18 protein-coding genes and 1 tRNA gene are annotated in these 23,881 nt (G+C 72.1%); 11 read left to right on the top strand and 8 right to left on the bottom strand.

From position 1 onward, the window contains the following. Positions 1 to 217 precede the first annotated feature (217 nt). Together AB0F56_RS24555 and AB0F56_RS24550 are read left to right on the top strand one after the other, a co-directional pair. Positions 218 to 421, top strand: coding sequence for an antitoxin (locus AB0F56_RS24555; RefSeq protein ID WP_362013304.1), 204 nt, complete (start codon positions 218 to 220; stop codon positions 419 to 421). 128 nt (positions 422 to 549) lie between these two features. Next, entirely contained in the window at positions 550 to 1,851 is a 1,302-nt protein-coding gene (locus tag AB0F56_RS24550; RefSeq protein WP_362013302.1) for an SGNH/GDSL hydrolase family protein, read from the top strand. A 42-nt stretch (positions 1,852 to 1,893) separates the two neighbouring features. Here AB0F56_RS24550 and mfd read toward each other — a convergent pair whose 3' ends face one another. Next, positions 1,894 to 5,424: a transcription-repair coupling factor gene (gene mfd, locus AB0F56_RS24545; RefSeq protein WP_362013301.1), complete on the bottom strand. Its 3,531-nt coding sequence runs from the start codon at positions 5,422 to 5,424 to the stop codon at positions 1,894 to 1,896. A gap of 256 nt (positions 5,425 to 5,680) precedes the next feature. Between mfd and AB0F56_RS24540 the strand changes: the two genes are divergently transcribed. Together AB0F56_RS24540 and AB0F56_RS24535 are read left to right on the top strand one after the other, a co-directional pair. Continuing rightward, positions 5,681 to 5,950 carry a type II toxin-antitoxin system prevent-host-death family antitoxin gene (locus AB0F56_RS24540; protein WP_362013299.1) on the top strand — a complete coding sequence of 90 codons (270 nt, stop codon included), beginning with the start codon at positions 5,681 to 5,683 and terminating at the stop codon, positions 5,948 to 5,950. Continuing rightward, positions 5,947 to 6,315 carry a type II toxin-antitoxin system VapC family toxin gene (locus AB0F56_RS24535; protein WP_362013297.1) on the top strand — a complete coding sequence of 123 codons (369 nt, stop codon included), beginning with the start codon at positions 5,947 to 5,949 and terminating at the stop codon, positions 6,313 to 6,315. The genes AB0F56_RS24540 and AB0F56_RS24535 overlap by 4 nt, the downstream gene beginning before the upstream one ends. 84 nt (positions 6,316 to 6,399) lie before the next feature. Here AB0F56_RS24535 and AB0F56_RS24530 read toward each other — a convergent pair whose 3' ends face one another. Then, complete coding sequence (locus tag AB0F56_RS24530) at positions 6,400 to 8,973, bottom strand: FtsX-like permease family protein (RefSeq protein WP_362013296.1); 2,574 nt, start codon at positions 8,971 to 8,973, stop codon at positions 6,400 to 6,402. Further along, entirely contained in the window at positions 8,970 to 9,758 is a 789-nt protein-coding gene (locus tag AB0F56_RS24525; RefSeq protein ID WP_362013294.1) for an ABC transporter ATP-binding protein, read from the bottom strand. Before AB0F56_RS24525 ends, AB0F56_RS24530 begins: the two co-directional genes overlap by 4 nt. A gap of 357 nt (positions 9,759 to 10,115) precedes the next feature. Here AB0F56_RS24525 and AB0F56_RS24520 point away from each other — a divergent pair, with 357 nt between their 5' ends. Together AB0F56_RS24520 and AB0F56_RS24515 are read left to right on the top strand one after the other, a co-directional pair. After that, complete coding sequence (locus AB0F56_RS24520) at positions 10,116 to 11,660, top strand: MFS transporter (RefSeq protein ID WP_362013292.1); 1,545 nt, start codon at positions 10,116 to 10,118, stop codon at positions 11,658 to 11,660. A gap of 92 nt (positions 11,661 to 11,752) precedes the next feature. Then, a complete protein-coding gene (locus AB0F56_RS24515) occupies positions 11,753 to 12,088 on the top strand; it encodes a hypothetical protein (RefSeq protein ID WP_362013291.1) in 336 nt (111 codons plus the stop codon). A 74-nt stretch (positions 12,089 to 12,162) separates the two neighbouring features. On the opposite strand, the gene AB0F56_RS24510 is transcribed toward AB0F56_RS24515, so the two are convergent. The 4 genes from AB0F56_RS24510 to AB0F56_RS24495 form a co-directional block, all read right to left on the bottom strand. Further along, positions 12,163 to 13,527 (bottom strand): VCBS repeat-containing protein, encoded by a 1,365-nt coding sequence (locus AB0F56_RS24510; protein ID WP_362013290.1) that lies wholly within the window; start codon positions 13,525 to 13,527, stop codon positions 12,163 to 12,165. 117 nt (positions 13,528 to 13,644) lie between these two features. After that, positions 13,645 to 14,601, bottom strand: a complete 957-nt coding sequence (locus AB0F56_RS24505) for a cellulose-binding protein (RefSeq protein WP_362013288.1) — start codon at positions 14,599 to 14,601, stop codon at positions 13,645 to 13,647. Positions 14,602 to 14,737: 136 nt separating this feature from the next. Then, entirely contained in the window at positions 14,738 to 17,413 is a 2,676-nt protein-coding gene (locus AB0F56_RS24500; protein ID WP_362013286.1) for an SUKH-4 family immunity protein, read from the bottom strand. A 7-nt stretch (positions 17,414 to 17,420) separates the two neighbouring features. Continuing rightward, positions 17,421 to 18,449 carry an SMI1/KNR4 family protein gene (locus tag AB0F56_RS24495; RefSeq protein WP_362013284.1) on the bottom strand — a complete coding sequence of 343 codons (1,029 nt, stop codon included), beginning with the start codon at positions 18,447 to 18,449 and terminating at the stop codon, positions 17,421 to 17,423. 287 nt (positions 18,450 to 18,736) lie between these two features. On the opposite strand from AB0F56_RS24495, the gene AB0F56_RS24490 reads away from it, so the two are divergent. Together AB0F56_RS24490 and AB0F56_RS24485 are read left to right on the top strand one after the other, a co-directional pair. Next, the gene (locus AB0F56_RS24490) at positions 18,737 to 19,246 is read left to right on the top strand and encodes a YwqJ-related putative deaminase (RefSeq protein ID WP_362013282.1); all 510 of its coding nucleotides are present in this window, start codon (positions 18,737 to 18,739) and stop codon (positions 19,244 to 19,246) included. Between the two features lie 10 nt (positions 19,247 to 19,256). Beyond that, entirely contained in the window at positions 19,257 to 19,748 is a 492-nt protein-coding gene (locus AB0F56_RS24485; RefSeq protein ID WP_362013280.1) for an SUKH-3 domain-containing protein, read from the top strand. 32 nt (positions 19,749 to 19,780) lie between these two features. Here AB0F56_RS24485 and AB0F56_RS24480 read toward each other — a convergent pair whose 3' ends face one another. Beyond that, positions 19,781 to 21,106: a histidine kinase gene (locus AB0F56_RS24480; protein WP_362013278.1), complete on the bottom strand. Its 1,326-nt coding sequence runs from the start codon at positions 21,104 to 21,106 to the stop codon at positions 19,781 to 19,783. Between the two features lie 154 nt (positions 21,107 to 21,260). Here AB0F56_RS24480 and AB0F56_RS24475 point away from each other — a divergent pair, with 154 nt between their 5' ends. The 3 genes from AB0F56_RS24475 (at position 21,261) to glmU (ending at position 23,782) form a co-directional block, all read left to right on the top strand. Further along, positions 21,261 to 22,133, top strand: a complete 873-nt coding sequence (locus AB0F56_RS24475; RefSeq protein WP_362013276.1) for a hypothetical protein — start codon at positions 21,261 to 21,263, stop codon at positions 22,131 to 22,133. A gap of 11 nt (positions 22,134 to 22,144) precedes the next feature. After that, positions 22,145 to 22,218 (top strand) — tRNA-Gln (locus AB0F56_RS24470). 118 nt (positions 22,219 to 22,336) lie between these two features. Further along, positions 22,337 to 23,782, top strand: a complete 1,446-nt coding sequence (gene glmU, locus AB0F56_RS24465) for a bifunctional UDP-N-acetylglucosamine diphosphorylase/glucosamine-1-phosphate N-acetyltransferase GlmU (RefSeq protein ID WP_362013275.1) — start codon at positions 22,337 to 22,339, stop codon at positions 23,780 to 23,782. Positions 23,783 to 23,881 lie beyond the last annotated feature (99 nt).

Below are 23,881 nucleotides of genomic sequence, written 5' to 3'. Positions count from 1 at the left end.
TGCGGATGCACGCCCTGCGTCTTCGCCCATTCCGTCAGATTCACACTCTGACAACGACACCCACTCATACATGGTTACGCTCACTTACTCGACCTAAAGGGCCAGCAGGTGAAGACCCCTGCGTGGTCCAGACCATTGAGTCGCTCGACGCGCGGAATCGGAGGGGGGCGCGTAGCGTCGAATGAGCCGTTCGTCCCCTTATGAAGGAGTTGTACTGATGGGGATCATGGACAAGCTCAAGGGCATGATGGGCCAGCACCCGGACAAGGCCTCGCAGGGCGTCGAGAAGGCCGGTGACGCCGTCGACCAGCGGACCGGCGGCAAGCACGCGGCCAAGGTCGACCAGGCCCAGCAGAAGGCGCAGGAGTACATCGACAAGCAGCGCGGGCAGGACCAGCCGCCGCCCCAGCCTCCGAGCTGACCCGACGGCTTCCCCGCCCCCCCGACTTCCGGCCGCGAGGCGCGCGCGACGCGCGCCCCGCGGCCGACGCGCGTTCCTGACGGGCCGGCAGGGGAATAAGCGGAGTTCCGCTCCGCTTGATCACGTGCATGACGACGATCACGCCTGACACGACAACATCCATACGCCGCACCGCCGTTGCCACCCTGACCGCCGCCGCGCTGACCGCCGCCCTGACCGCACTCCCCCTCCCCCTCACCGGCACCGCCGTGGCCACGGACCACGGGCACGGCGGGACCCAGTGGCGCGGCGCCTGGGCCACCTCGCCGCAGGCCCCGACCGCGCCCTTCGGCCCCAACTGGTCGCAGCAGGGCTTCTCGAACCAGACCGTCCGCCAGGTCGTCCGGGTCACCACCGGCGGCACCAAGGCACGCATCGAGCTGTCCAACCGGTACGGCACGACCCCGCTGCGGATCACCGGCGCGACCGTCGCCCGCACGGACAAGGGCGCCTCCGTGAAGGCCGGTTCGGTGCGGCAGCTGTCCTTCGGCAAGGGCCGCTCGGTGACGATCCCTGCGGGCGGAACGGCGTACAGCGACGGCGTGCCGTTCACGGTGAAGGCGCTGGAGTCGGTGACCGTCACCCTCTACCTGGCCGCGCCCACCGGGCCCGCCACCTTCCACCACGTCGCCTCCGCCACCAGCTACCGCGCGGACGGCGACCACCGCTCCGACCGGGCCGGTACGGCCTTCAAGGAGACCAACGCGTCCTGGTACTACCTCTCCGGCGTCGAGGTGACCGGCGGGCAGGCCCCGCGCAGGGACGGCATCGTGACGTTCGGCGACTCGATCACCGACGGCGTCGGCGCCGGCCTCGACGCGAACAACCGCTACCCCGACGAGCTGGCCGAGCGCTTCGCCGCCGCCGGGAAGCCGCGCTCCGTCCTCAACCACGGCATCGCCGGCAACCAGGTCACCAACGACACGACCTGGGCGGGCGAGAAGGGCATCGCGCGGTTCAAGGAGGACGTCCTGACCGAGCCGAACGTCCGGACGGTCATCCTCCTCGAAGGCATCAACGACTTCGGCGGCAGCCTCCCGAGCGACTTCGCCGCCCCCACCCCCGAGGTCTCCGTCGAGCGCCTGATCGCCGGCCACCGCGAGCTGATCCGGCAGGCCCACGCCCAGGGCATCAAGGTCGTCGGCGCGACCCTGACCCCGGTCGGCGGCTCCTTCTACGACACCCCGGCCGTCGAGGCCAAGCGGGACGCGTTCAACCACTGGGTCCGTACCTCGGGCGCGTACGACGCGGTGGTCGACTTCGACCGCGCCGTCGCCGACCCGGCCGACCCGGACCGCATCCTGCCCGCCTACGACTCGGGCGACCACCTGCACCCGGGCGACGCCGGGTACACGGCGATGGCGCAGGCGCTGGACCTCGACGCGCTGTAGGAACCCGGGGCCGGCCCCGCGGCCGGCCCCGGACCCCCTCGGCTACGACCCGAGGATCGTCGTCAGGAACTCGCCCGTCCACGCGAGCAGTTCGCGTCCGACCACCGGCTTGCCGCCGATCTTCCCGCTGGTCGGGCGCGGCACCAGGATCTGGTGGACGGCCGGCTTGACGACCGTACGGGGGTAGAGGCGCTTGAGCCGCAGCTCCTGCGACTCCCGCAACTCCACGGGGGCGAAGCGGATGTTGGGGCCCTGCAGGACGATCTCGCCGACCCCGCACGCGCGGGACAGCATCCGCAGGCCCGCGACCAGGAGCAGGTTCTCGACCGGCTCGGGCAACTTGCCGTAGCGGTCGGTGAGTTCCTCCCGTACCGCCTTGATGTCCTCCTCCGTGTTGGCGGAGGCGATCGCGCGGTACGCCTGGAGCCGCAGCCGCTCGCCGGGCGCGTAGTCGTGCGGGACGTGCGCGTCGACCGGCAGCTCGATCTTGACCTCCAGCGGCGGCTCCTCCTCGACCCCGCCCTCCAGGGAGGCGCGGTAGTCGGCGACCGCCTCGCCCACCATCCGTACGTACAGGTCGAAGCCGACGCCCGCGATGTGGCCCGACTGCTCGCCGCCGAGCAGGTTGCCCGCGCCGCGGATCTCCAGGTCCTTCATGGCCACGTACATGCCCGCGCCCATCTCGGTGTGCTGGGCGATCGTCGCGAGCCGCTCGTGCGCGGTCTCGGTCAGCGGCTTCTCCGGCGGGTACAGGAAGTAGGCGTAGCCGCGCTCGCGGCCACGGCCGACGCGGCCGCGCAACTGGTGCAGCTGGCTCAGGCCGAAGTTGTCGCCGCGCTCCACGATCAGCGTGTTGGCGTTGGAGATGTCGATGCCGGACTCGACGATCGTCGTCGACACGAGCACGTCGAACTTCTTCTCCCAGAAGTCGACCACCACCTGCTCCAGGGCGCTCTCGCTCATCTGCCCGTGCGCCGTGGCGATCCGCGCCTCCGGGACGATCTCGCGCAGCCGCGCGGCCGCCCGGTCGATGGACTCGACGCGGTTGTGGATGTAGAACACCTGGCCCTCGCGCAGCAGTTCGCGGCGGACGGCCGCGCCGATCTGCTTCTCCTCGTACGGTCCGACGAAGGTGAGGACCGGGTGGCGCTCCTCCGGCGGGGTGGTGATCGTCGACATCTCGCGGATGCCGGTCACGGCCATTTCGAGCGTACGGGGGATGGGGGTGGCGGACATGGTGAGGACGTCGACGTTGGCGCGGAGCTTCTTCAGCTGCTCCTTGTGCTCGACGCCGAAGCGCTGCTCCTCGTCGACGATGACCAGGCCCAGGTCCTTGAACTTGGTCTCGGAGGAGAAGAGGCGGTGGGTGCCGATGACGATGTCGACCGAGCCGTCCCGCAGCCCCTCCATCGTCGCCTTCGACTCGGTCTCCGTCTGGAAGCGGGAGAGCGCGCGGGTGACGACGGGGAACTGCGAGTACCGCTCCGAGAACGTGCCGAAGTGCTGCTGCACGAGCAGGGTGGTGGGGACGAGGACGGCGACCTGCTTGCCGTCCTGGACGGCCTTGAAGGCGGCGCGGACCGCGATCTCGGTCTTGCCGTAGCCGACGTCGCCGCAGATGAGACGGTCCATCGGGACCGTCTTCTCCATGTCCTCCTTGACCTCGGCGATGGTCGACAGCTGGTCGGGCGTCTCCACGTACGGGAAGGCGTCCTCCAGCTCGCGCTGCCAGGGGGTGTCGGGGCCGAAGGCGTGGCCGGGGGCCGCCATCCGGGCCGAGTACAGCTTGATCAGGTCGGCGGCGATCTCCTTGACGGCCTTCTTGGCGCGCGCCTTGGTCTTCGTCCAGTCCGCGCCGCCGAGCCGGTGCAGGGTCGGCGCCTCGCCGCCGACGTACTTCGTGACCTGCTCCAGCTGGTCGGTGGGGATGTAGAGGCGGTCGCCGGGCTGGCCGCGCTTGGCGGGGGCGTACTCGACGAGGAGGTACTCGCGGGTGGCGCCCTGGACGGTCCGCTGGACCATCTCGACGTACCGGCCGACGCCGTGCTGCTCGTGCACGATGTAGTCGCCGACCTCCAGGGTCAGCGGGTCGATGGTCTTGCGGCGCTTGGCCGGCATCCGCTGGCCGTCCTTGCCGGCCGCCTTCTGGCCGGACAGGTCGGTCTCGGTGAGGACGGCGAGCTTGAGGGCGGGGTCGACGAAGCCGAAGTCGATGGAGCCGGTCGCCACGTGCACGACGGCCGGGGAGATGTCGGCCAGGTCGGCGTCGAGGCGGGCGGCGATGCCCTCGCCGCCGAGGACCTCGACGGTGCGGGCCGCGGGGCCGTGCGCCTCGGTGACGTAGACCGTGCGCCAGCCGTCGGCCAGCCAGCCCTTGGTGTCGGCGAGCGCGCGGGCGGTGTCGCCGCGGTACGTCTCCGGGGCGTGCATGCCGAGCTTGACGGTGTCGTTGTCCACCGTCTCGTCGGCGGCGAACGGGGAGACCGACCACCACATCATGTCGAGCTCGCGGGCCCGGTCCCGTACGTCCGCGATGCCCCACAGGGAGGCCGCGCCGACGTCGATGGGCGCCTCGCCGCCGCCGGCGGTGGCCGCCCAGGACGCCTGGAGGAACTCCTGACTCGTGGCCACGAGGTCGGCGGCCCGGGTGCGGACCCGCTCCGGGTCGCACACGACGGCCATCGAGCCCTTGGGCAGCACGTCGAGGAGCAGCTCCATGTCGTCGACGAGGACGGGCGCGAGGGACTCCATGCCCTCGACCGCGATCCCCTCGGCGATCTTGCCGAGCAGCTCGCCGAGCTCCGGGTGCTCCTCGGCGAGCGCGGCGGCGCGCCGCTTCACCTCGTCGGTGAGGAGCAGCTCCCGGCAGGGCGGGGCCCACAGGCCGTGCTCGGCGACCTCCAGGGAGCGCTGGTCGGCGACCTTGAAGTAACGGATCTCCTCGACGTCGTCGCCCCAGAACTCGATCCGGAGCGGGTGCTCCTCGGTGGGCGGGAAGACGTCCAGGATGCCGCCGCGCACGGCGAACTCGCCGCGCTTCTCGACGAGCTCGACGCGGGAGTACGCGGCGGCCGCGAGGCCCTCGACGATCTCGTTCAGGTCGGCGCTCTGCCCGGTCCGCAGGGCGACCGGCTCCAGGTCGCCGAGGCCCTTGACCTGCGGCTGGAGCACGGAGCGCACGGGGGCGACGACGACGGAGACGGGGCCCGCGGCCGGGTCGTCGACGGAGGGGTGGGCGAGCCGGCGGAGCACGGCGAGGCGGCGGCCGACGGTGTCGGAGCGGGGCGAGAGCCGCTCGTGCGGGAGCGTCTCCCAGGACGGGTACTCGACGACCGTGTCGGGGTCGAGGAGGCTGCGCAGCGCGGCCGCCAGGTCCTCGGCCTCGCGCCCGGTCGCGGTGACGGCGAGCATGGTCCGCCCGGCGTCCCGCGCGAGCGCGGCGACGGCGAAGGGCCGGGCGGCGGGCGGGCCGACCAGGTCCACGTGCGTGCGGCGGCCGTCGGACGCGGCCTTGACCGCTTCGGCGAGGGCGCCGTCCTTGACGACGACATCGAGCAGACCGTGCAGGCTCATGGAGCTTTCCATCCCGGGTTCGACAACGGGGGCGGGCAACGCGAACGGCCCGACACGTGACACGGGCCGGGTGGTCCCGACACGCCGAGCGGCCGGGGGCTCCCCCAGCGTACGACGTGGGCGGCTCGCGGGCGCGAGGGACTGCCGTCACTCCGATGGGCGAAAGGGGGCGAATCGGGTGGCGCTCGCCGAGCCGGGCGCGCTAGCCTTAGTCCGAACCTAGTCCACCCCTAGCCCTGTTCTCTGAGAGGCCGCGATGGACGCAGCAGCACGGCAGTTCAACGTGCACGAGGCGAAGACCCACTTCTCCAAGATCCTGGAGCTGGTCGCCTCGGGCGAGGAGATCACCATCAGCAAGTCCGGGGAACCGGTCGCGAAGGTGATCCCGCTGGAAGGAAAGGTGCATCGCACCGACTACGGAGCCCTCCGGGGCCAGATCGTGCTCGCCGACGACTTCGACGACATGTCGGACGACCCCGGCTTCGCGGAGGCGTTCGGCCTCACTCCCCCCGGGGACGACCGGTGAAGCTCCTGCTCGACACGCACGTCGTGCTGTGGTGGCTCAACGGAGAGCTCCCCGACGACGTGCGCGACGTGCTCGTCCGCGAGCGCTGGGCGTACATGAGCGCGGTGACGCCGTGGGAACTCTCCGTGAAGCAGGCCACCGGCAAGCTCAACGCCCCGGTCGACGTCGCGGAGAGGGCCCGGGACACGCAGTTCCTGCCCCTGCCGATCACCGCCGCGCACGGAGTCCACGCCGGTCAGCTCCCGCCCCACCACCGCGATCCCTTCGACCGGACACTGGTCGCCCAGGCCCGGACCGAGGGGCTGACCCTCGTCACCCGGAACAAGTACATCCCGCTGTACGACGTGCCCGTGCTGGCCGTCTGAGAAGACGCGGACACGCGGACGGCCCCGGCGGGAATCCACCGGGGCCGTCCGTACCCCCGTACCGTCACCTGTCCGCGTGCCGCGCTACTCGCTCGCGATCGCGTTCAGGACGTTCATGCGGCCCGCGCGGAAGGCCGGGACCAGGGCGGCGAAGAGGCCCACGAAGGCCGAGGCGACGAAGACCGTCAGGATCGTCGGCCAGGGGATCTCCAGGACGCCCAGGCCCTCCAGGGCGAGGAGCTGCTGGGCCGAGGTGCCCCAGCCCATGCCGAGGGCCAGGCCGAGCAGGGCGCCGAAGAGCGCGATGACCACCGACTCCAGGCGGATCATGCGGCGCAGCTGCCGGCGCGAGAGGCCGATCGCCCGCATCAGGCCGATCTCCCGGGTCCGCTCCACCACCGAGAGCGCCAGCGTGTTCACCACACCGAGCACCGCGACGATGATCGCGAGCGCCAGCAGGCCGTACACGATGTTGAGCAGCTGGCCGACCTGGTCCTTCAGGTCCTGCTTGTAGTCGGCCTGGTTCTGCACCTTGTACTGCGGATACGCCGCCAGCGTGTCCTTCAGCGCCGCGTACGCCTCCGTCTCCTTGCCGTCCTGCGCCGTCGCGAAGAGGATCATGCTCTGCGGCACGCGCTCGGCCGGCAGGTACTTCTCCGCCGTCGTCAGGTTCGTGTACATCACGCCCTTGTCGACGTTGTTCTCGTCCGACGTGATCGCCGCGACCCGCAGCTTCGCGCGCTCGCCGCCCTTGAAGGCGACGGTCAGCTCGTCACCGACCTTCACGCCGTGCTCGGTCGCGTAGTCGCTGCCCACCGACATCGCGTTCGCGCCGTACGCGGCGGTCAGCTCACCGGCCGTCGTGTCGCGCCGCAGATCCTTCGCGTACGTCGGCTCGGCGGCGACCAGACCCTTCTCGACCGCCTTGCCCTTCGGGTCGGTGATCGTCGCCTCGACCCAGGTGTACTCCGTGACGTGCTCCAGGCCCGGCGTCCTCTCCAGGGCCGCCTGCGCCTGCGGCACGATCGGCTGCCCGTTCGCGGACTGCACGATGAAGTCCGCGCCCACGGAGCGGTCCAGCTCGTCCGTGGCCGAGGCCACCATCGACGAGCCCACCACCGACAGGCACGCCACCAGCGCGAGCCCGATCATCAGCGCGGCCCCGGTCGCTCCCGTACGGCGCGGGTTGCGCAGCGCGTTCCGCTCGGCCATCCGCCCCACCGGGCCGAAGACCCGCAGGACGACGGCGCCGAGCACCCGCACGACCCCGCCGGCGAGCAGCGGCCCGACGACGATGAAGCCGACGAGGGAGAGGACCACCCCGACCCCGAGCCAGAGCGCGCCCGGACCGGCCTCGGCGGCCCGCGTCGACGCCCACAGCGCGGCCGCGCCGCCCAGCGTGAGGAGCAGGCCGAGCCCGCCCCTGACCCGCCCGGCCCGGCCGTCGGCCGGGGTGCCCGCGTCGCGCAGGGCGGCCATCGGGGAGACCTTGCCGGCCCGGCGGGCCGGGATGTACGCGGCGAGGACGGTGACGACCACGCCGAGGACGAGACCGACGGCGGGGGTCGTCCACTTCACCGTCAGGTCCTCGGTGGACAGCTCCATGCCCATCGCGGACATCAGCTCCATCAGGCCGATCGCGACCCCGACGCCCGCCGCGACACCCGTGATCGAGCCGACGACACCGAGGAGCAGCGCCTCGACCAGCACGGAACGGTTGATCTGGCTGCGGCTGGAGCCGATGGCCCGCATCAGGCCGATCTCGCGGGTGCGCTGGGCGACCAGCATGGAGAAGGTGTTGACGATGAGGAAGATGCCGACGAGCAGCGCGATCCCGGCGAAGCCGAGCATCGCGTACTTCATCGGGGTGAGGAAGCCCTCGACGTCCTTGCGGCCCTCGTCGGCGGACTCGGCCTGCGTCAGGAGCTTGTACTCGCTGCCCACCGCGGCGGAGACGTTCTTCTTCACCTGCTCATGGCTGAAGCCGGGCGCGGCCGTCACCTCGATGTTGGTGAACGCGCCGCTCTTGCCGAGGAGGTGGCGCTGCGCGGTGGCGGTGTCGAAGTAGACGACCGTGGCACCGGGGTTGGTGACCTTGAAGTCCGCGATGCCGGAGATGCGGGTGGTGAAGTCACCGGTCACCGCGATCGTGCGGAGCTCGTCGCCGATCTTCAGCTTGTGCTTCTCGGCCGTACCGGCGTCCAGGAGCGCCTCGGTCGGCCCGCGCGGGGCGTGACCGGAGGTGATCTCCATGGAATTCAGTTCCCTGGGACTCCAGTTGACGGCGATCGTCGGGGCGCCGGTGGAGGAGCCGAGGTTGTTGTTCTTCGCGTCGGCGACGGTCACGCTCATCGAGATGACCTTGCCCTCGGCGGACTTGACGCCCTCCGCCGCGGCGACCTTGCCGACGGTCGAGGCCGGCAGCGTCTCGGGGCGTCCTGACTGCGGGATCTCGTCGTCGGTCGCCGCGTTCTTCGGGCTGACGGTCACATCGGCGGCCGTCGCCGAGAAGAGCTTGTCGAACGTGGTGTTCATGGTGTCCGTGAAGACGAGCGTGCCGCTCACGAACGCCACGGAGAGCAGGACGGCGACGGCGGAGAGCGCCATGCGGCCCTTGTGCGCGAGGAAGTTGCGCAGGGAGGTCTTGAGCACGGTCATGACGTACGCCCCCGGGCGTCGAAGTCCTTCATCCGGTCGAGGACGGCCTCGGCGGTGGGCCGGTGCATCTCGTCCACGATCCGGCCGTCCGCGAGGTAGAGGACCCGGTCGGCGTGGCTGGCGGCCACCGGGTCGTGGGTGACCATCACGATGGTCTGGCCCAGCTCGTCCACCGACTGCCGCAGGAAGCCGAGGACTTCGGCCCCGGCACGGGAGTCGAGGTTGCCGGTCGGCTCGTCCCCGAAGATGATCTCGGGGCGCGCGGCGAGGGCGCGGGCCACGGCGACGCGCTGCTGCTGGCCGCCGGAGAGCTGGGTGGGCCGGTGCTTGAGCCGGTCGGCGAGCCCGACGGTGGAGACGACCCGGTCGAGCCAGGCCTGATCCGGCTTCCGCCCGGCGATGTCCATGGGCAGGGTGATGTTCTCGAGCGCGTTGAGCGTCGGCAGCAGGTTGAACGCCTGGAAGATGAAGCCGATCCGGTCGCGGCGCAGTTGGGTGAGCCGCTTGTCCTTCAGACCGGTGATCTCGGTCTCGTCCAGGTGGATCTGGCCGCTGGTGACGGTGTCGAGCCCGGCGAGGCAGTGCATCAGGGTCGACTTGCCGGAGCCGGACGGGCCCATGATCGCGGTGAACCGCCCACGGGCGATGTCCACGTCCACATGGTCGAGGGCGACGACTCGCGTCTCACCGGCACCGTACGCCTTGACGACCTGCCGCGCCCGCGCGGCGACGGCCGTACGCCCTGCGGTGTCCCCGTGGTGGGGGATGGTCACAGCCGAAGTCACGGTATGTCTCCTATGTCTGGACGGGTGCCTGGCGGTCGCCTGGGCTGATGGGGTGAGGGAGGATCCGACTCGCAGTCGACGAGTCCGGACCCGCGTCCGAGTCCGAACCCGCGTCCGGGTTCGCATCCGAGTCTGCGAGAAGCCGGGCGATGAATCACTGGTGCCTGTCGCACTCTTCGCCCTGGGGTTTTCCGTAAGACCAAGGTAAGGACGGCCGCTCCCGTCCTCCTCCTCCGCCGGGACGAACCACCCCTGGCCTCTAGGAGGGAGAGACCCCTAGGGGTTCTCCACCCACGGTTCGAGTGGGAGGCTGTTCCGACGGATTTAGATGTATGACCCATCGGATGGAGGGCCGGGGTGTCACGCACGACCACGCGGCAGACGGCGGCACCGACGACGACCCCGCGCGGGCGCGGCCCGGTCGTCGCGGCGCTGATGCTGGGGATGGCGCTGGCCGCGCTCGACGGCACCGTCGTCTCGACCGCCGTACCGCAGATCGTCGGCGACCTCGGCGGCCTCTCCGTCTTCTCCTGGCTCTTCTCCGGCTACCTGCTCGCCGTCACGGTCACCCTGCCGGTGTACGGAAAGCTCTGCGACACCTTCGGCCGCAAGCCGGTCCTGATCGCCGGAACGATCCTCTTCCTCATCGGCTCCCTCCTGTGCGCGGCCGCCTGGAACATGGGCTCGCTGATCGCCTTCCGGGTCGTCCAGGGCCTCGGCGGCGGCGCGCTCCAGGGCACGATCCAGACGATCGCGGCGGACCTGTACCCGCTGAAGGAGCGCCCGAAGATCCAGGCGAAGCTCTCCTCGGTCTGGGCGACGGCCTCCGTCGCGGGCCCGGCCGCGGGCGGCCTGCTCGCCGGATACGCCGACTGGCGCTGGATCTTCCTGATCAACCTTCCGGTGGGCCTGGTCGCGCTGTGGCTGATCGCCCGCTACCTGGTGGAGCCGGAGCGGGCGGGCACCGGGGCGATGGAGGGCGGCGAGGCCCCCAAGCGCCGGAAGGTGTCCGTCGACTGGGCCGGCGCGCTCGCCATCTTCGCGACCGGCACCCTCCTGCTCACCGCCCTCGTCCAGGGCGGCGTCGCCTGGCCCTGGCTCTCCGCGCCCTCCCTCGGCCTCTTCGCGGGCGCGCTCGCCCTCGCCGGAGTGACCGTCCTCGTCGAGCGCCGCGCCGCCGAACCGATCATCCCCGGCTGGATCTGGCGCCGTCGCACGATCTCCGCCGTCAACCTGGCCCTCGGCGCGCTCGGCCTCCTGATGGTCGCCCCGACCGTCTTCCTGCCCACCTACGCCCAGGCCGTCCTCGGCCTCGGCCCGATAGCCGCCGGCTTCGTCCTCTCCGCGATGACCCTCAGCTGGCCCATCTCGGCCGCCTTCTCCAACCGGGTCTACAACCGCATCGGCTTCCGCCTCACCGCCGTCATCGGCATCACCCTCGCCCTGCTCGTCCTGCTCGCCTTCCCCCTCCTGCCCTTCCCCGGGGAACCCTGGCAGCCGGCCCTGCTGATGTTCCTGCTCGGCGGCGCGCTCGGCCTCTTCCAACTCCCGCTCATCGTCGGGGTCCAGTCGACCGTCCCCTACGAGGAGCGCGGCACGACGACCGCGTCCGTCCTCTTCTGCCGCCAGGTCGGCCAGAGCGTCGGCGCCGCGCTCTTCGGCGCGATCGCCAACGGCGTCCTCGCCTCCCGCCTGGGCGCCGACGCCGACCTGGACAGCCTCGCCTACGCCCTGGACCACGCCGACGACGCCCTGCGCCGCGCGGTCGACGCGGCCGTCGACTACGTCTACCTGGGCGCCGCGGGCGCGGCCGCCCTCGCCCTCCTGGTCCTCCTGACCCTGGCCCCGCGCCGCTTCCCGGTCCTGAAGGAACACAAGGAGCAGGAGGCCGGGCCGGCCTGAGTACGTGCCCGCCCGGAGATGAGCATGGGCGCCCATGCCCGGGCGGCGCCCCGGCCTCGACAATGAGGTCACCCCGTCCGAAGGAACCGGCCATGAACCCCGACACGTACACGACGCCCTACGGCCCCGCCCGCCCGACGCCATCCCCTCGCGGGACCGGCGTCGCCGTGGTGGCGGCCGTGCTGTGGGCGGTCGCCCTCCTGCTGCTCTCGGGTCTGGGGTTCCTGGCGCTGTGGGCGGCGGCGGACACGGGGCCGACCGAGGGGATCCCGCTCCGCTGGGCGCCGATGTGCCTCGCCATCGCGGCCGTACCGTTCGTCCTGCTCCGCACGCCCCCCGTCCGCCGCCTGTCCGTCCCGGCCCGCGCGCTCGTCACCGGTCTCGCGATGTGCTCGATCGCGGTCGGCCTCGTGATCTGGGCGGCCTAGGGCCTGTCGCCGAAGAGCCCTGCCGTCCGGCTCGGACGGCAGGGCTCTCTCGCGTACAAGCGGCGGTTGTACTACTAGAAGACGGTGCCGTACGACGAGTCCTGGGTCAGGCTCACCCGAGCGCCCGGCTCGAAGGGGGCCCGCCAGTCGCCCGTACCCGCGTAGAAGGTCTCGTCACCGTTCCAGGCGAGGAGGTCGGCGCGTCCGTCGCCGTTGGCGTCACCGACGGCGGTGAGCCCGGCGAAGGTACCCCAGCCGGCACCGACCCGGGTCCGGGCGGCGAAGGTGCCGTCGCCCTTGCCGAGGTACAGCCAGAGCACCCCGGCCTTGTCGCGGGCGAGGAGGTCTCCGGCAGGAGCGCCGGCGAGGTCGCCGACGGCAGTGATCTCGTTGTAGATCCCCCAGCCGCCGCCGATCTTCTTGCGGGCGGAGAAGGGGGCGTTGGCGTTCCCGGTACCCGGATAGAGCCACAGAGCACCGGACTTGTCGGAGGCGAGGACGTCGGACCGTCCGTCGCCGGTGACATCGCTGCCGCCGGTGATCCGGTCGTAGATCTGCCAACCGCCGCCGATCGACGTCCGGCCGGCGAGCGGCGCGTTCCGGTCGCCGGTGCCCCGGTACAGCCAGAGCGCGCCGGAGCGGTCGCGGGCGATGCTGTCGGGCTCGGAACCCCCCGCCACGTTTCCGACGGACACGACCCGGTCGTAGATCCCCCAGCCACCGCCGTCCCAGGCCCACTGGTCCTTTTCCTGGACATGCCAGGACTGCGCCCCCGTGGCGAGATCGACGTGGATCTTGGCGGGCCCCCGCGTCTCGCCGATCGAGCAGTCGTAGAGCGCGGAGGCGGTGTCGGTCCATGCCTCATCGGCGGCGGCGCAGTCGACGAGGGGCCCGCCGACCAGCTTGCGGAGCTTCGGCGTGCCGCCGGCGAGCACGGCCTCGTCGAGCGTGGCGGCGTACTGCACCCGGTAGCCGCCCTCGTACTTCCCGAGGAGCAGGGTGTCGTCGGCCAGACCCGAGTAGTCGTAGTCGCCGAGCGCGTCGAGGTCGATCTCCACCGACGTCACGGCGGGTTTCGACACGTCGTGGATCCGGATCACCGAACTGACGGACAGCAGAGCCCGGTTGCCGGTGACGACGAGGTCCGCCCCGCCACCGGCGGCGGCGGCGCCGGGCAGCACGGTCGACGAGCCGTCCGCGTACCGGGTCCAGCGGAACTCGGGCGCGTTGCCGCGGGTCTTCGACAGGAAGCCGCTCGGCCCCGCGCCGACGACGTCCGCGTTGAGGGGGAACGCCACAGTGGTCTGCTGCGGGTCCTCCTTGGTGGCGGCCGGCGCGGCCACGGCCGGGAGTGCGGTGAGCGTGCCGCCGGTGGCGGCGAGGACGACGGTGACAGCGACGGCCGCGAGACGGCGGCCGGATATGCGTACGTGCTTCAAGTACTTCCCTCCCCTAGAGGAAGGAGGCTAACGCGCCCGCTCGCCGCGCCCCCGGCGGCCCGGGGGCCCGGCGGCCCGGGGGATCGCCGGACGGACGGCCGGTCCCTGGCCGCCCTGTCACCGGTCGCCCGTCTCCGTCTCCGTCTCCGTCTCCGGTTCCTGTTCCTTCTCCGGTCCCTGTTCCGGTCCGGGCGCCGACTCCTCCTGTGCGGGGTTACCGCCCACCCTCCCCGTCAGCCCCGCCAGCGAGGCGCGGATGTGTTCCATGTGGGAGTGGATCTCCTCGCGGGCCTCCTCGTGCTCCCGCAGCACGCGCTCCGTGGCGCGTTCGGTGCGTTCGCCGTGCGCCCGTGCCTCGGCGAGGAGTTCGGCCGCGCGGGCCTCCGCGTCCTCCTGCTCGTGCCGGGTCTGTTCCTCCGCCCGCGCGAGGGCGCGTTCGGTCTCCGCGAGCCGGGCCTGCGCAGCTGCGACAAGTTCCTCGTGGTGGGCGTCCAGGCCGGCCGCCCGGGACGACGCCGTGTGCTCGGCCTTCTCCCGTACGACCGCCTGCTCGGCACGCTGGGACTCCAGGAGCGCCGACGCCCGGCGGACCGAGTCCTCGAACGCCTCCCGCGCCCGCGCCCGGCGCTCGCCCGCCTCCTCGCGGGCCGCCGCGCGCAGCGCGTCAGCCTCCGCGCCCGCCGCCCGGAGGGTCGCGCCGGCGGTGTCCTCCGCCTCCGCCCGTACCGCGTCCGCGTACGCCCGGGCCGCCTCCGTCGCCGCGCTCGCCGCCTCCTCGGCCGCCGCCGCGAGGGAGTGCGCCTCGGCCTCCGCGGCCCGTACGAGACGCTCGTCCTCCGCCTCCGCAAGCTCCAGGATCTTCCGCGCCCCCTCGCCCAGCGACTCGTACCGCTGGGGCGCGAGCGCCTCGACCTCCGCCCGCAGCCGGGCCGCCTCCGCCCCCATCTCCTTCGCGAGCACCGTCAGCCGGGCCGCCCGTTCCCACGCCGCGTCGCGATCCCCGGAGAGCGCGGCGAGATGACGGTCGACCTGCTCGGGGCGGTAACCGCGGCCCCGTCCGACGGCGAAGTCCATCCCTGACGCCCCTTCCGTAATGGCTGCAACGGGCTTACTGCCTCAAATGCCAAGGATGCGTCATCAGGCACGACAAAAGGCGCCCGACGTGTCGTTCACGCCGGGCGCCTTTCGTCACATACGGCCTACAGGTGGGCTACAGCAGGCCGTCCCACATCTGCTCCAGGAGCACCGACCACCAGTTCTCCGGCGACGCGAGCGCCGCCGGGTCCAGCATCGCCAACTGCGCCTGGAAATCGACCGTCCAGCGGCCCGCCTGCTCCGGGTTGAGCCCGAACCGCAGCCGCCACATCCGCCCGAGGAGCGCCATGGACCGGGTGAACTCCGGCAGCCCGCTGTTCACGAACTGCGGCGGCACCGGCGCACCGCCCGGACCGGCCTCGACCGGTACGGCGACGATGTGCGCGGTCCCGTACTGGACGCAGATCGCCCGCCCGAAGTCCGAACCGATCACGAGGTACGAGCCCGCGTCCGACGCCGGCTGGATCTGCCGCTGCGCCGCGAGCTCCGCGAGCGTCGGCACCACCGGCTGGGCCGGCTGCGCCCAGAAGAACGGCCCGAAATCGGCCGGAAGCCCCGCCCATACGAGCGTCAGCGCCACGACCTCCGGCACGCCCTGGCGCGACACCGCCCGCTGGTCGAACCGGCAGATGCCGGGCCCGAAGGCGCCCGCCATCTCCTGCGCGATCCCGTCCGGCGGGATCGGCGGCGCCGGCTGCACCTGCGGCAGCGGAGCCCGCACCGGCGCGGGCCGCGCCGGACCGTCGGCGACCTGATGCAACTCGCCCTGGTGGGTGATGAGTTGCCGCATGCCCTGCTGGCGGCCCGCGTGATCCCTGCCGTACGGCGCGATGTTGGTGATCCGCGCCTGCGGCCAGGTCTCCCTGATCATCCGGGCGCAGTAGCCACCCGGCAGCTCACAGGACTCCAACTCCGTGTGCAGCTCAAGCACTTGCTGCGGCGGCACGTTCATCGCGCGCAGCTCGTGCAGGATCTGCCACTCGGGGTGCGGGGTGCCGGGAGCGGACCGCCGGATGATCTGGGCCTCGGAGCCGTCGGGCGCGCGGTAGCGCAGCACGGCCTGGTAGCCGGGGCCGACGGTCGGCTGACCGGGCGGCTGCTGCGGGTACCCGTACGCGGGCGGTGCCGGCGGCGCGCCCTGCACGGACGGCGGCGGTCCCGGCGGAGCCGGCGGCCCACCCGGGCCCGGCTGCGCCAGCATCGTGGCCGCGTGGTGCACCCCACCGGGCGGAGTCCCGGGAGCACCGGGAGCACCGGGGGCGCCAGGGACACCGGGGGGTCCGGGCGGGGCGATCCCGCCGGGACCGGGGTGCGCGAGCATCGTCGCGGCGTGCGCGACTCCGGCACCGTCGGAGCCACCGGGGGCACCGGGCGCACCTGGAGCACCAGGAGCACTGGGCATGCCGGGCATGCCCGGCGGCGCGGGCGGGGGCACCGGCGCACCGGGGCCGCCCTGGCTCGGGTGCGCGAGCATGGTCGCGGCCTGGTGCACCGGCTGCTGCGGCGTGGCCGGCCCGGGAGGAGCGGGTGGACCGGGGGGCGTGGGCGCCCCAGGGGCCCCAGGCGCACCCGGAGCTCCGGGCGGGCCGGGAGGCAGGGGGCCGTCGGGCCCGAGCTGCGACACCAGCTGCGTCCGTACGTAACCACCCGCGGGCGCACCGGGAACGCCCGGCGCCTGCGGCGGCGGAGGGGTGCTCCCCCCGCCCCCGCGCGCACCGCGCGGCGGCACCGCGGCCTTGCTGGTCGCGGCGTCCGCGATGTCCCCTGCGCCCGGCGCACCCGGCGCGGGCGGCGGCGTGGGCGCACCGGGAGCGGGAGCGGGCGTCGACGGACCGGGCGGAACCGGAACACCGGACCCGAGCGAGCCACCCGGCGCACCCGGAACACCGGACCCGAGCGAACCGCCCGGCGCACCCGGAACACCCGGCGCACTCGGCGCACTCGGCGGGAACGGCGTCTCGGCGCCCGGCGGCGGCGGGGCGTGCGGGTCGAGGGCCTGGGCGATCGCCGTCGGCGGGAGCGCGCTGCCGCCCGCCATCAGGGCCGTCGGGGCGTCCGCGCCCACGATCGGCAGTGGCGTGTCGTCGTCGTCCGCGCCCGAGAGCGGCGGCGCGAAGACGGTCGCCGGCAGCGGTACGGAGCCGTCCGCACCGCCCGAACTCGCGTTGGCGTCCGCCCACGGGCTGCTGGCCGCCGGGGCCACAGGCCTCTCGGCGGGCCTCTGAGCGGGCACCTCGGCAGGCGTCTCCGCGGGCACCCCGTCGGAAGCCGTCGGCTCGTAGTCGACCGACCGCCCCTCCGACGCGTCGCGGACCGGCTGCTCGGGCGACGGCGAACCGCCCCCCGTAGCCCCGTCCGTGGCCTCCGGGGTGGACGAACTCCCGCCCGCCTGGGACGCGTTCGGCCCCTTCGGCGGCAGGCCCAGCTTGTCCGCCGCGTCCTGCAGCCACTCGGGCGGGCTCAGCAGGAACGACGTCGCGTTCAGATCGACCCGCTCCGGCGGCGCCGGAGGCGCGCCCGCCTCGTCCTCGACCGCGCCGTACTCCTCCTCGTACCGCCGGATCACCTCACCCACCGGCAGTCCGGGCCACAGCGTCGCCTCGCCGCTGTCCCGGGCGATGACCAGCCGCTGGCGGCCGCCGTCCGAGATGGGACCGCCCTCGCGGTCCTCCGCCCACACGACGAAACCGAGCCCGAACTCCCGTACCCGCACCTCCCGGTGCTGGTACGCCGGCACGTCACCGTTGATCCATTCCTCGGCGCGCTCCTGCGCCTGCGCGAACGTCACCACAGCCAGTTCACTCCCCCACCGGGACCACAGGAACAGCGCGCGCGAAGCCGCCGTCCACCATCAGGTTCGCCACCGTCTCCAGCTCCGGCGGATTGCCCGCGAGACGCTGCAGGAACGCGTCGAAGTCCTCGCCGCACGGCAGCAGCAGGCGCTCCACGCGCTCCGCCACGCTCCACGCGGCGGCGACCTCGCCGGAGTCCCGCGCGTCGTCGTACGCGCAGAACCACACCGTCCCGATCCGGTCGCCCTTCACCTTCAGCGCCAGGATCCCGCCCTGGACGAAACCGACGCCCAGATAGTCCTTGGTCAGATGGTCACGCAGGCACTTGTTGACGTAGACGAGGTCATTGACCCCCGCCTCCTCACGGACCGTGAAGAACGGCTGGTCGATCAGGAGGCCCAACTCCGCGTCCAGCGCCGCGCCGACCGGCGCGCAGCCGCCCGCCGCCTTCAGGAAGGAGCGGTACGCGCCCGGCAGGCGGTACCCCAGGTCCTCCTCCACGCCGAGCAGTTGCTGCTCGGACACCGACACCAGGCCCTTCGGCAGCCCGAAATGGGCGGGCCGGGTCTCCTGGAGCGGACGCGTACCGCGCTTGGCGTGGTCGACGGCGGCCGTCGCCACCCCGCCGTGGTGGCGCAGCAGTGCCTTCACCTCGACGGGGACGAGCTCCATCCGCCGGCTGCCCGCCACGTGGTGCCAGGTCCAGCCGTGCGGGGTCGCCACCGGCGGAATCGTGTCCCACAGCTCATGACCGGTCGCGGCGAGCGCCGCGTTCGCCGACACGAAGTCCGTCAGCCGCAACTCGTCGACTCCGAAGCCCTCGGGCGGATCGGCGATCTCCGCCGCCGCCCTGGCATACGGCGAGAAGTCCGGAAAACCGTGTTCGTCCACCCGCACCCCTCTAGGATGCCGGGAGGCGCGGACCGGGTCCGGGAAGTGCACGACCTGCCCGGCGTAAGCCGCGTTCGGTGGCGCGGCGTTCCCCCGGCCCTGGGGGCCGGGAGGTGCCCCCAGCCCGAGCCGACCTGTCGTCATGGCGGTTGCCCCCTGCGCTGGCTGCTGGCTGATTCCGCACAGCCTATGCGGTGCCACAAGCCCGTGACCCGGCCCGATCCCTCCACCCGTCCGACACCCCTCCGACACCCGTCCCGCACTCTCCCCTTGAACACAGCCCGTGACCAACTGTCACGACCGGATGACGTACCGGCGATAGTTACGACACACCCACGACCGGTTCGAGTACCCCGCTTCCACATGAGGCGTCCCATTTGGCACTCTGTTCCAGCAACTCCGGGGGGATTGCAGGAGGGGAAGAACGCACCATGTACGCAACACCGACGCCCACGCAGGGTGACCCACGCCTCAACTGGAGCAGCACCGAGTCCACTCGCGCCCCGTTACTGCGCTTCCGCCGCGACGGCATCCTCCCCACCGTCGGCGCCGCGCTGTCCGTACGCGGCGAGACCCTCACGTGCACCGCCGGCCGAGCCGACCGGCCGCCCGCTCTGCACCCGCTCGTCCAGGACTTCCTGGACACCCTCACCAGCGGTCAGCGCGAACGCTTCACCGGACGCTGCCCCGAAGCCATCCTGCTCTCCCGCCACCTGACCGCCACCGAGACCGGCCGCTCCAAGCGCGCCCAGCGCAAACCCCTCACCCACAGCGAAGCGCGCCGCTCCCTCAAGCAGGCCAAACTCACCGCGCGCCGCATCCGCGAGGACGGCGACCCGCTGCACGGCAGCTACGCCGCCCCGTGCCGCTCCTGTACGGCGATGCTCGCCCACTTCGGTGTCCGCACCGTCGACCCCACCTCGACTGTCGAGAACGGCTGACCGCACCTTCATGCCCGACCACCTGAGCACCACCCGCTTCCCGGTCAACGTCGACGCCGCGCTCCGCGAGGCGGGATGGCAGCCGGGCCGCTGGGACATAAAGCTCGCCGAACAGTGGGCCGACGCCCTGCGCGCCCACGTCTCGCCGGGCGGTCACCGGCACAGCGTGTTCCCCGCGGCCGTCGAGGCATGGGCGGAGTTCGGCGGCCTCCAGGTCACCGCACCGGGCGCGGGCCGCCAGATCGCCCCGGCCACCCTCCACTTCGACCCCCTGGCCGGTCTCCACCTGGCCCGTACCCTGTCGGACCTCGGGCGGGCCCTCGACACGGAGATCTCCCCGCTGGGAGCGGAGGGCGAGCACCAGGCGGTCCTCGCGATAGACCTGGAGGGCCGGGTCTACTGCCTGGACCACACCGGCGACTGGTTCCTGGGCCGGGACATAGACGCGGCCCTGGCGACCCTGGTCACGGGGACCCAGCCGACGCGCCTGGTGGCGGGCTGAAGCCCGCGCCGAGCCGGGGCCGCGTAGACCGTCTACGCGGCCCGCTCCCCCACCGGCAGCACCGCCGACACCCGGAACCCGCCCGCGTCCGTCGGACCGGACACGAACACGCCGCCGAGCCGCATCACACGCTCCCGCATGCCGACCAGTCCGTTGCCGCCGCTCGGCAGGTGGGCGTCGGCGGCCTCCGCGTCCGAGGGGCCGTTCTCGACCTGCATCGCGACCTCCGCCTCGCGGTGCGCGAGCCGGACCACGACCTTGGCGCCCGCCGCGTGCTTGTGCACGTTCGTGAGCGCCTCCTGGACCACGCGGTACGCGGTCCGCTCGACCTCCGCCGCGTACGCCCGGGCCTCGCCGAGGACCGTCAGCTCCACGACCGCGCCCGCCTGCCGCGACTGCTCGACCAGCTCCTCCAGCGCGTCCAGACACGGCCCGTCCTCCGAGGCCGCCTCGGCCGCGGCGGCGGCCGCCCGCCCGACGGCCGCCAGCGGAACGGCCGACGGCACCCCCGCCACCCCGCCCTCCCGCAGCACGCCCAGCATCTCGCGCAGCTCCGTCAGGGCCTGCCGCCCCATGTCACCGACCAGGGCCGCGTTCTTCACGGCCTTCTGCGGATCCTTCAACGCCACCGCCTGCAGCGCGGCCGCGTGCACGACCATCAACGACACCCGGTGCGCGACCACGTCATGCATCTCGCGCGCGATCCGCGTCCGCTCCTCCTGCCGCGCCCACTGCGCCCGCTGCTCGGCCCGGTCCGCGAGCAGCGACAGCTCCTGCTCCAGGCTGTCCGCACGCTCCCGCAGACTCTCCATGAGCCGGCGCCGCGCCCCTATGTAGAGGCCGAAGAGCACCGGGGGCGCGTTGAGGCCCAGGGTCAGGAAGACGGCGACGACCGGGACGTACCAGCCACTGGCGTCGAAATCCGGCTGACCGGCGGGGGCCTGCGCGACGTCCTCCCGTACGCGCACCACCGTCACGACGAAGACGGCGACCGTCGACATACCGGCGAGCGCGGCAGTGATCCTGCGCGGCACCTCGGAGGCGGCGAGCGTGTACAGCCCGACGATCCCCATCACATAGGCCATCTCAGCGGGTGTCACCGCGATCGAGACCAGGACGGGGACCATCGGCCACCGGCGCCGCACCAGCAGCACCGAGCCGACGATCAGCCCGAACAGCACCCCCACGGGCACCGGCAGCCCCGCCTTGTCGGCGAAGCCGACCCCCTCGACCGCGCACTCCACCGCCGACACGGCGGCAAGCCCGATGTCGAGCACCGCACTGCGCCGTCTCCCCCACCACCACAGACCGCCGGGCGTCATGCCCGTCGCGTCCCGGTGTGCCCCCGTTGTGGTCATGCCCTCCAGCCTACGGGCGGCGGCCAGCCATTTTCCGAAGACTGCCGCGACCGGAAGCGCCGCACGTCAACCGCGTACACACACCAGTCCCTCGAACTACTGAATCGCCCAGGCATTCGACCCGGACGTCCGGATTCCGGACGATGGTGTTCGTATGACATCCATCACGAGCAAGTACGCGGACTTCGACCGCCTGCGCGAACAGGCGACCGCGTTACGCCGCGAGGGCCTCAGCCGTCGCCAGATCCGCGACCGCCTCCACGTCCACAACAACGACATCCTCAACCGCCTCCTGGAGGGCGAGCCTCCCCCGGACTGGACGAAGCGCCCACGCGCGAAGGACGACCTCCGGGCCCGGGCGCGCGAGCTACGCGCGCAGGGCATGACATACGACCAGATCCAGGTCGAGCTGGGCTGCTCGAAGAGTTCGATCTCGCTCTGGGTACGCGACCTCCCGAAGCCGGAGCGGCAACGTACGCGCGAGGAGGCGTCGGCAATCGCCCGCAGGGGGTGGGAGGCGACTCTCCGCGTCCGCGAGGAGGAACGGACCCGGACCAAGCAGGCCGCGGCCGACGAGATCGGCGACCTCTCCGACCGGGAGCTGTTCCTGGTGGGCGTAGCCCTCTACTGGGCTGAGGGAACGAAGGACAAGCCGTACGCCCGCCGCGAGCGGGTCACATTCGTCAACAGCGACCCCGGCATGATCAAGACGTTCAGCGCCTGGCTCGATCTCCTCGACATCGAGCCGGCGCGCCGCAGCTTCTACGTCATGATCCACGAGAGCGCGGACGCCGAGGCGGCGAGGCTGTACTGGGCCGATCTCGTAGGTGTCGATCCGGCATCGTTCGGCAAGACGACACTCAAGCGGCACAACCCGAAGACCCGCAGAAAGAACGTGGGCGACGACTACCACGGCTGCCTCGTGGTGTGCGTCCGCAAGAGCGCCGATCTGTACCGTCGCATCGAGGGGGCCTGGTACGGCATAGTAGGGGCTGCCCGCGTGCCCGATCTCGCTAATCGGACATAGAGGACGAACCATCCCAGGTCGTCTAATGGCAGGACAAATGGTTTTGGTCCATTGAATGAGGGTTCGATTCCTTCCCTGGGAGCCACAGCACACAGAACCTCGGTGCGGGTCCCGACCTCTCGGTCAGGACCCGCACTCATATCCGGCCCTGTACCCCCCGGTATCCTGCGGGTGTCCACCACCCGAAGCCGAAGGGCATTCCCGTGAGCGCCAACCGCCCGGCCGCCGTCGTCGTCCTCGCAGCGGGTGAGGGCACCCGCATGAAGTCGAAGACTCCCAAGGTCCTGCACGAAATCGCCGGACGTTCCCTCGTCGGACACGTCGTGTCCGCCGCGCGCGAGCTGGAGCCCGAGCACCTCGTCGTGGTCGTCGGGCACGCCCGTGAGCAGGTCACCGCGCATCTCGACGCGCACTACGCCGGTACCCGCACCGCCGTCCAGTACGAGCAGAACGGCACCGGTCACGCCGTTCGCATGGGGCTCGAAGAGCTGGGCCAGGCTCCCGACGGGACCGTCGTCGTCGTGTGCGGCGACACCCCGCTGCTCTCCGGGGAGACCCTGACCGCCCTCGCCGGCACCCACGCCGCCGACGGCAACGCCGTCACCGTGCTGACCGCCGAGGTGCCGGACTCCACCGGCTACGGCCGCATCGTCCGGGACGCCTCGGGCGCCGTGACCGCGATCGTCGAGCACAAGGACGCCTCCGAGGAGCAGCGGGCGATCCGGGAGATCAACTCCGGGGTCTTCGCCTTCGACGGCCGGCTGCTCGCCGACGCGCTCGGCAAGGTGCGGACGGACAACAGCCAGGGCGAGGAGTACCTCACCGACGTGCTGTCCATCCTCCGCGAGGCCGGTCACCGGGTGGGCGCGTCCGTCGCGGGCGACCACCGGGAGATCCTCGGGATCAACAACCGGGTGCAGCTGGCCGAGGCCCGCGCGCTGCTCAACCAGCGTCTCCTCGAGCGCGCCATGACCGCCGGTGTGACCGTCGTCGACCCGGCGTCGGTGTTCGTCGACGTCACCGTGACGTTCGAGCGCGACGCCGTGATCCACCCGGGTACGCAGCTCCTCGGCGCCACCCACATCGCCGAGGACGCCGAGGTCGGCCCGAACACGCGCCTGAAGGACACCACGGTCGGCAAGGGCGCCCGTGTGGACAACACGGTCGCCGACTCCGCCGTGATCGGCGAGAGCGCCTCCGTCGGACCGTTCGCGTACCTGCGTCCGGGGACGAACCTGGGCCTGAAGGCCAAGGCCGGTACGTACGTGGAGATGAAGAACGCCACGATCGGCGAGGGAACCAAGGTCCCGCACCTCTCCTACGTGGGCGATGCGACGATCGGTGAGTACACGAACATCGGCGCGGCGAGCGTCTTCGTGAACTACGACGGTGAGGCGAAGCACCACACGACGGTGGGTTCGCACTGCAAGACGGGCTCGGACAACATGTTTGTGGCGCCTGTCACGATCGGGGACGGCGCGTACACCGCCGCCGGGTCCGTGATCACCAAGGATGTGCCGGCCGGTGCACTGGCTGTCGCCCGTGGCCAGCAGCGGAATATCGAGGGTTGGGTTGCCCGGAAGCGGCCCGGCAGCGCCGCGGCGCAGGCCGCTCAGGTGGCCACCGAGGAGCCCGCCGGCGAAAGCTGACCGGAAACAGGTACGTCGAACTCGGCGTACCGTGATACGTGCACATAAATTCGGCTGGCTCGCACACGCGCACGGGAGCGCGGAGATCGCGACCAGAAG

Source organism: Streptomyces sp. NPDC026092, assembly GCF_040638605.1.
In the GTDB taxonomy this organism is placed as follows: domain Bacteria; phylum Actinomycetota; class Actinomycetes; order Streptomycetales; family Streptomycetaceae; genus Streptomyces.
This window is presented reverse-complemented; position numbering and strand designations above follow the sequence as displayed.

Coding starts and splice junctions, on each gene's coding strand:
- AB0F56_RS24550 (WP_362013302.1), top strand. CDS start 550: ATGACGACGATCACGCCTGACACGACAACATCCATACGCCGCACCGCC.
- AB0F56_RS24475 (WP_362013276.1), top strand. CDS start 21,261: ATGACATCCATCACGAGCAAGTACGCGGACTTCGACCGCCTGCGCGAA.
- AB0F56_RS24490 (WP_362013282.1), top strand. CDS start 18,737: ATGTACGCAACACCGACGCCCACGCAGGGTGACCCACGCCTCAACTGG.
- AB0F56_RS24485 (WP_362013280.1), top strand. CDS start 19,257: ATGCCCGACCACCTGAGCACCACCCGCTTCCCGGTCAACGTCGACGCC.
- AB0F56_RS24480 (WP_362013278.1), bottom strand. CDS start 21,106: ATGACCACAACGGGGGCACACCGGGACGCGACGGGCATGACGCCCGGC.
- AB0F56_RS24555 (WP_362013304.1), top strand. CDS start 218: ATGGGGATCATGGACAAGCTCAAGGGCATGATGGGCCAGCACCCGGAC.
- AB0F56_RS24505 (WP_362013288.1), bottom strand. CDS start 14,601: ATGGACTTCGCCGTCGGACGGGGCCGCGGTTACCGCCCCGAGCAGGTC.
- mfd (WP_362013301.1), bottom strand. CDS start 5,424: ATGAGCCTGCACGGTCTGCTCGATGTCGTCGTCAAGGACGGCGCCCTC.
- AB0F56_RS24530 (WP_362013296.1), bottom strand. CDS start 8,973: ATGACCGTGCTCAAGACCTCCCTGCGCAACTTCCTCGCGCACAAGGGC.
- AB0F56_RS24495 (WP_362013284.1), bottom strand. CDS start 18,449: ATGACGACAGGTCGGCTCGGGCTGGGGGCACCTCCCGGCCCCCAGGGC.
- AB0F56_RS24515 (WP_362013291.1), top strand. CDS start 11,753: ATGAACCCCGACACGTACACGACGCCCTACGGCCCCGCCCGCCCGACG.
- AB0F56_RS24540 (WP_362013299.1), top strand. CDS start 5,681: ATGGACGCAGCAGCACGGCAGTTCAACGTGCACGAGGCGAAGACCCAC.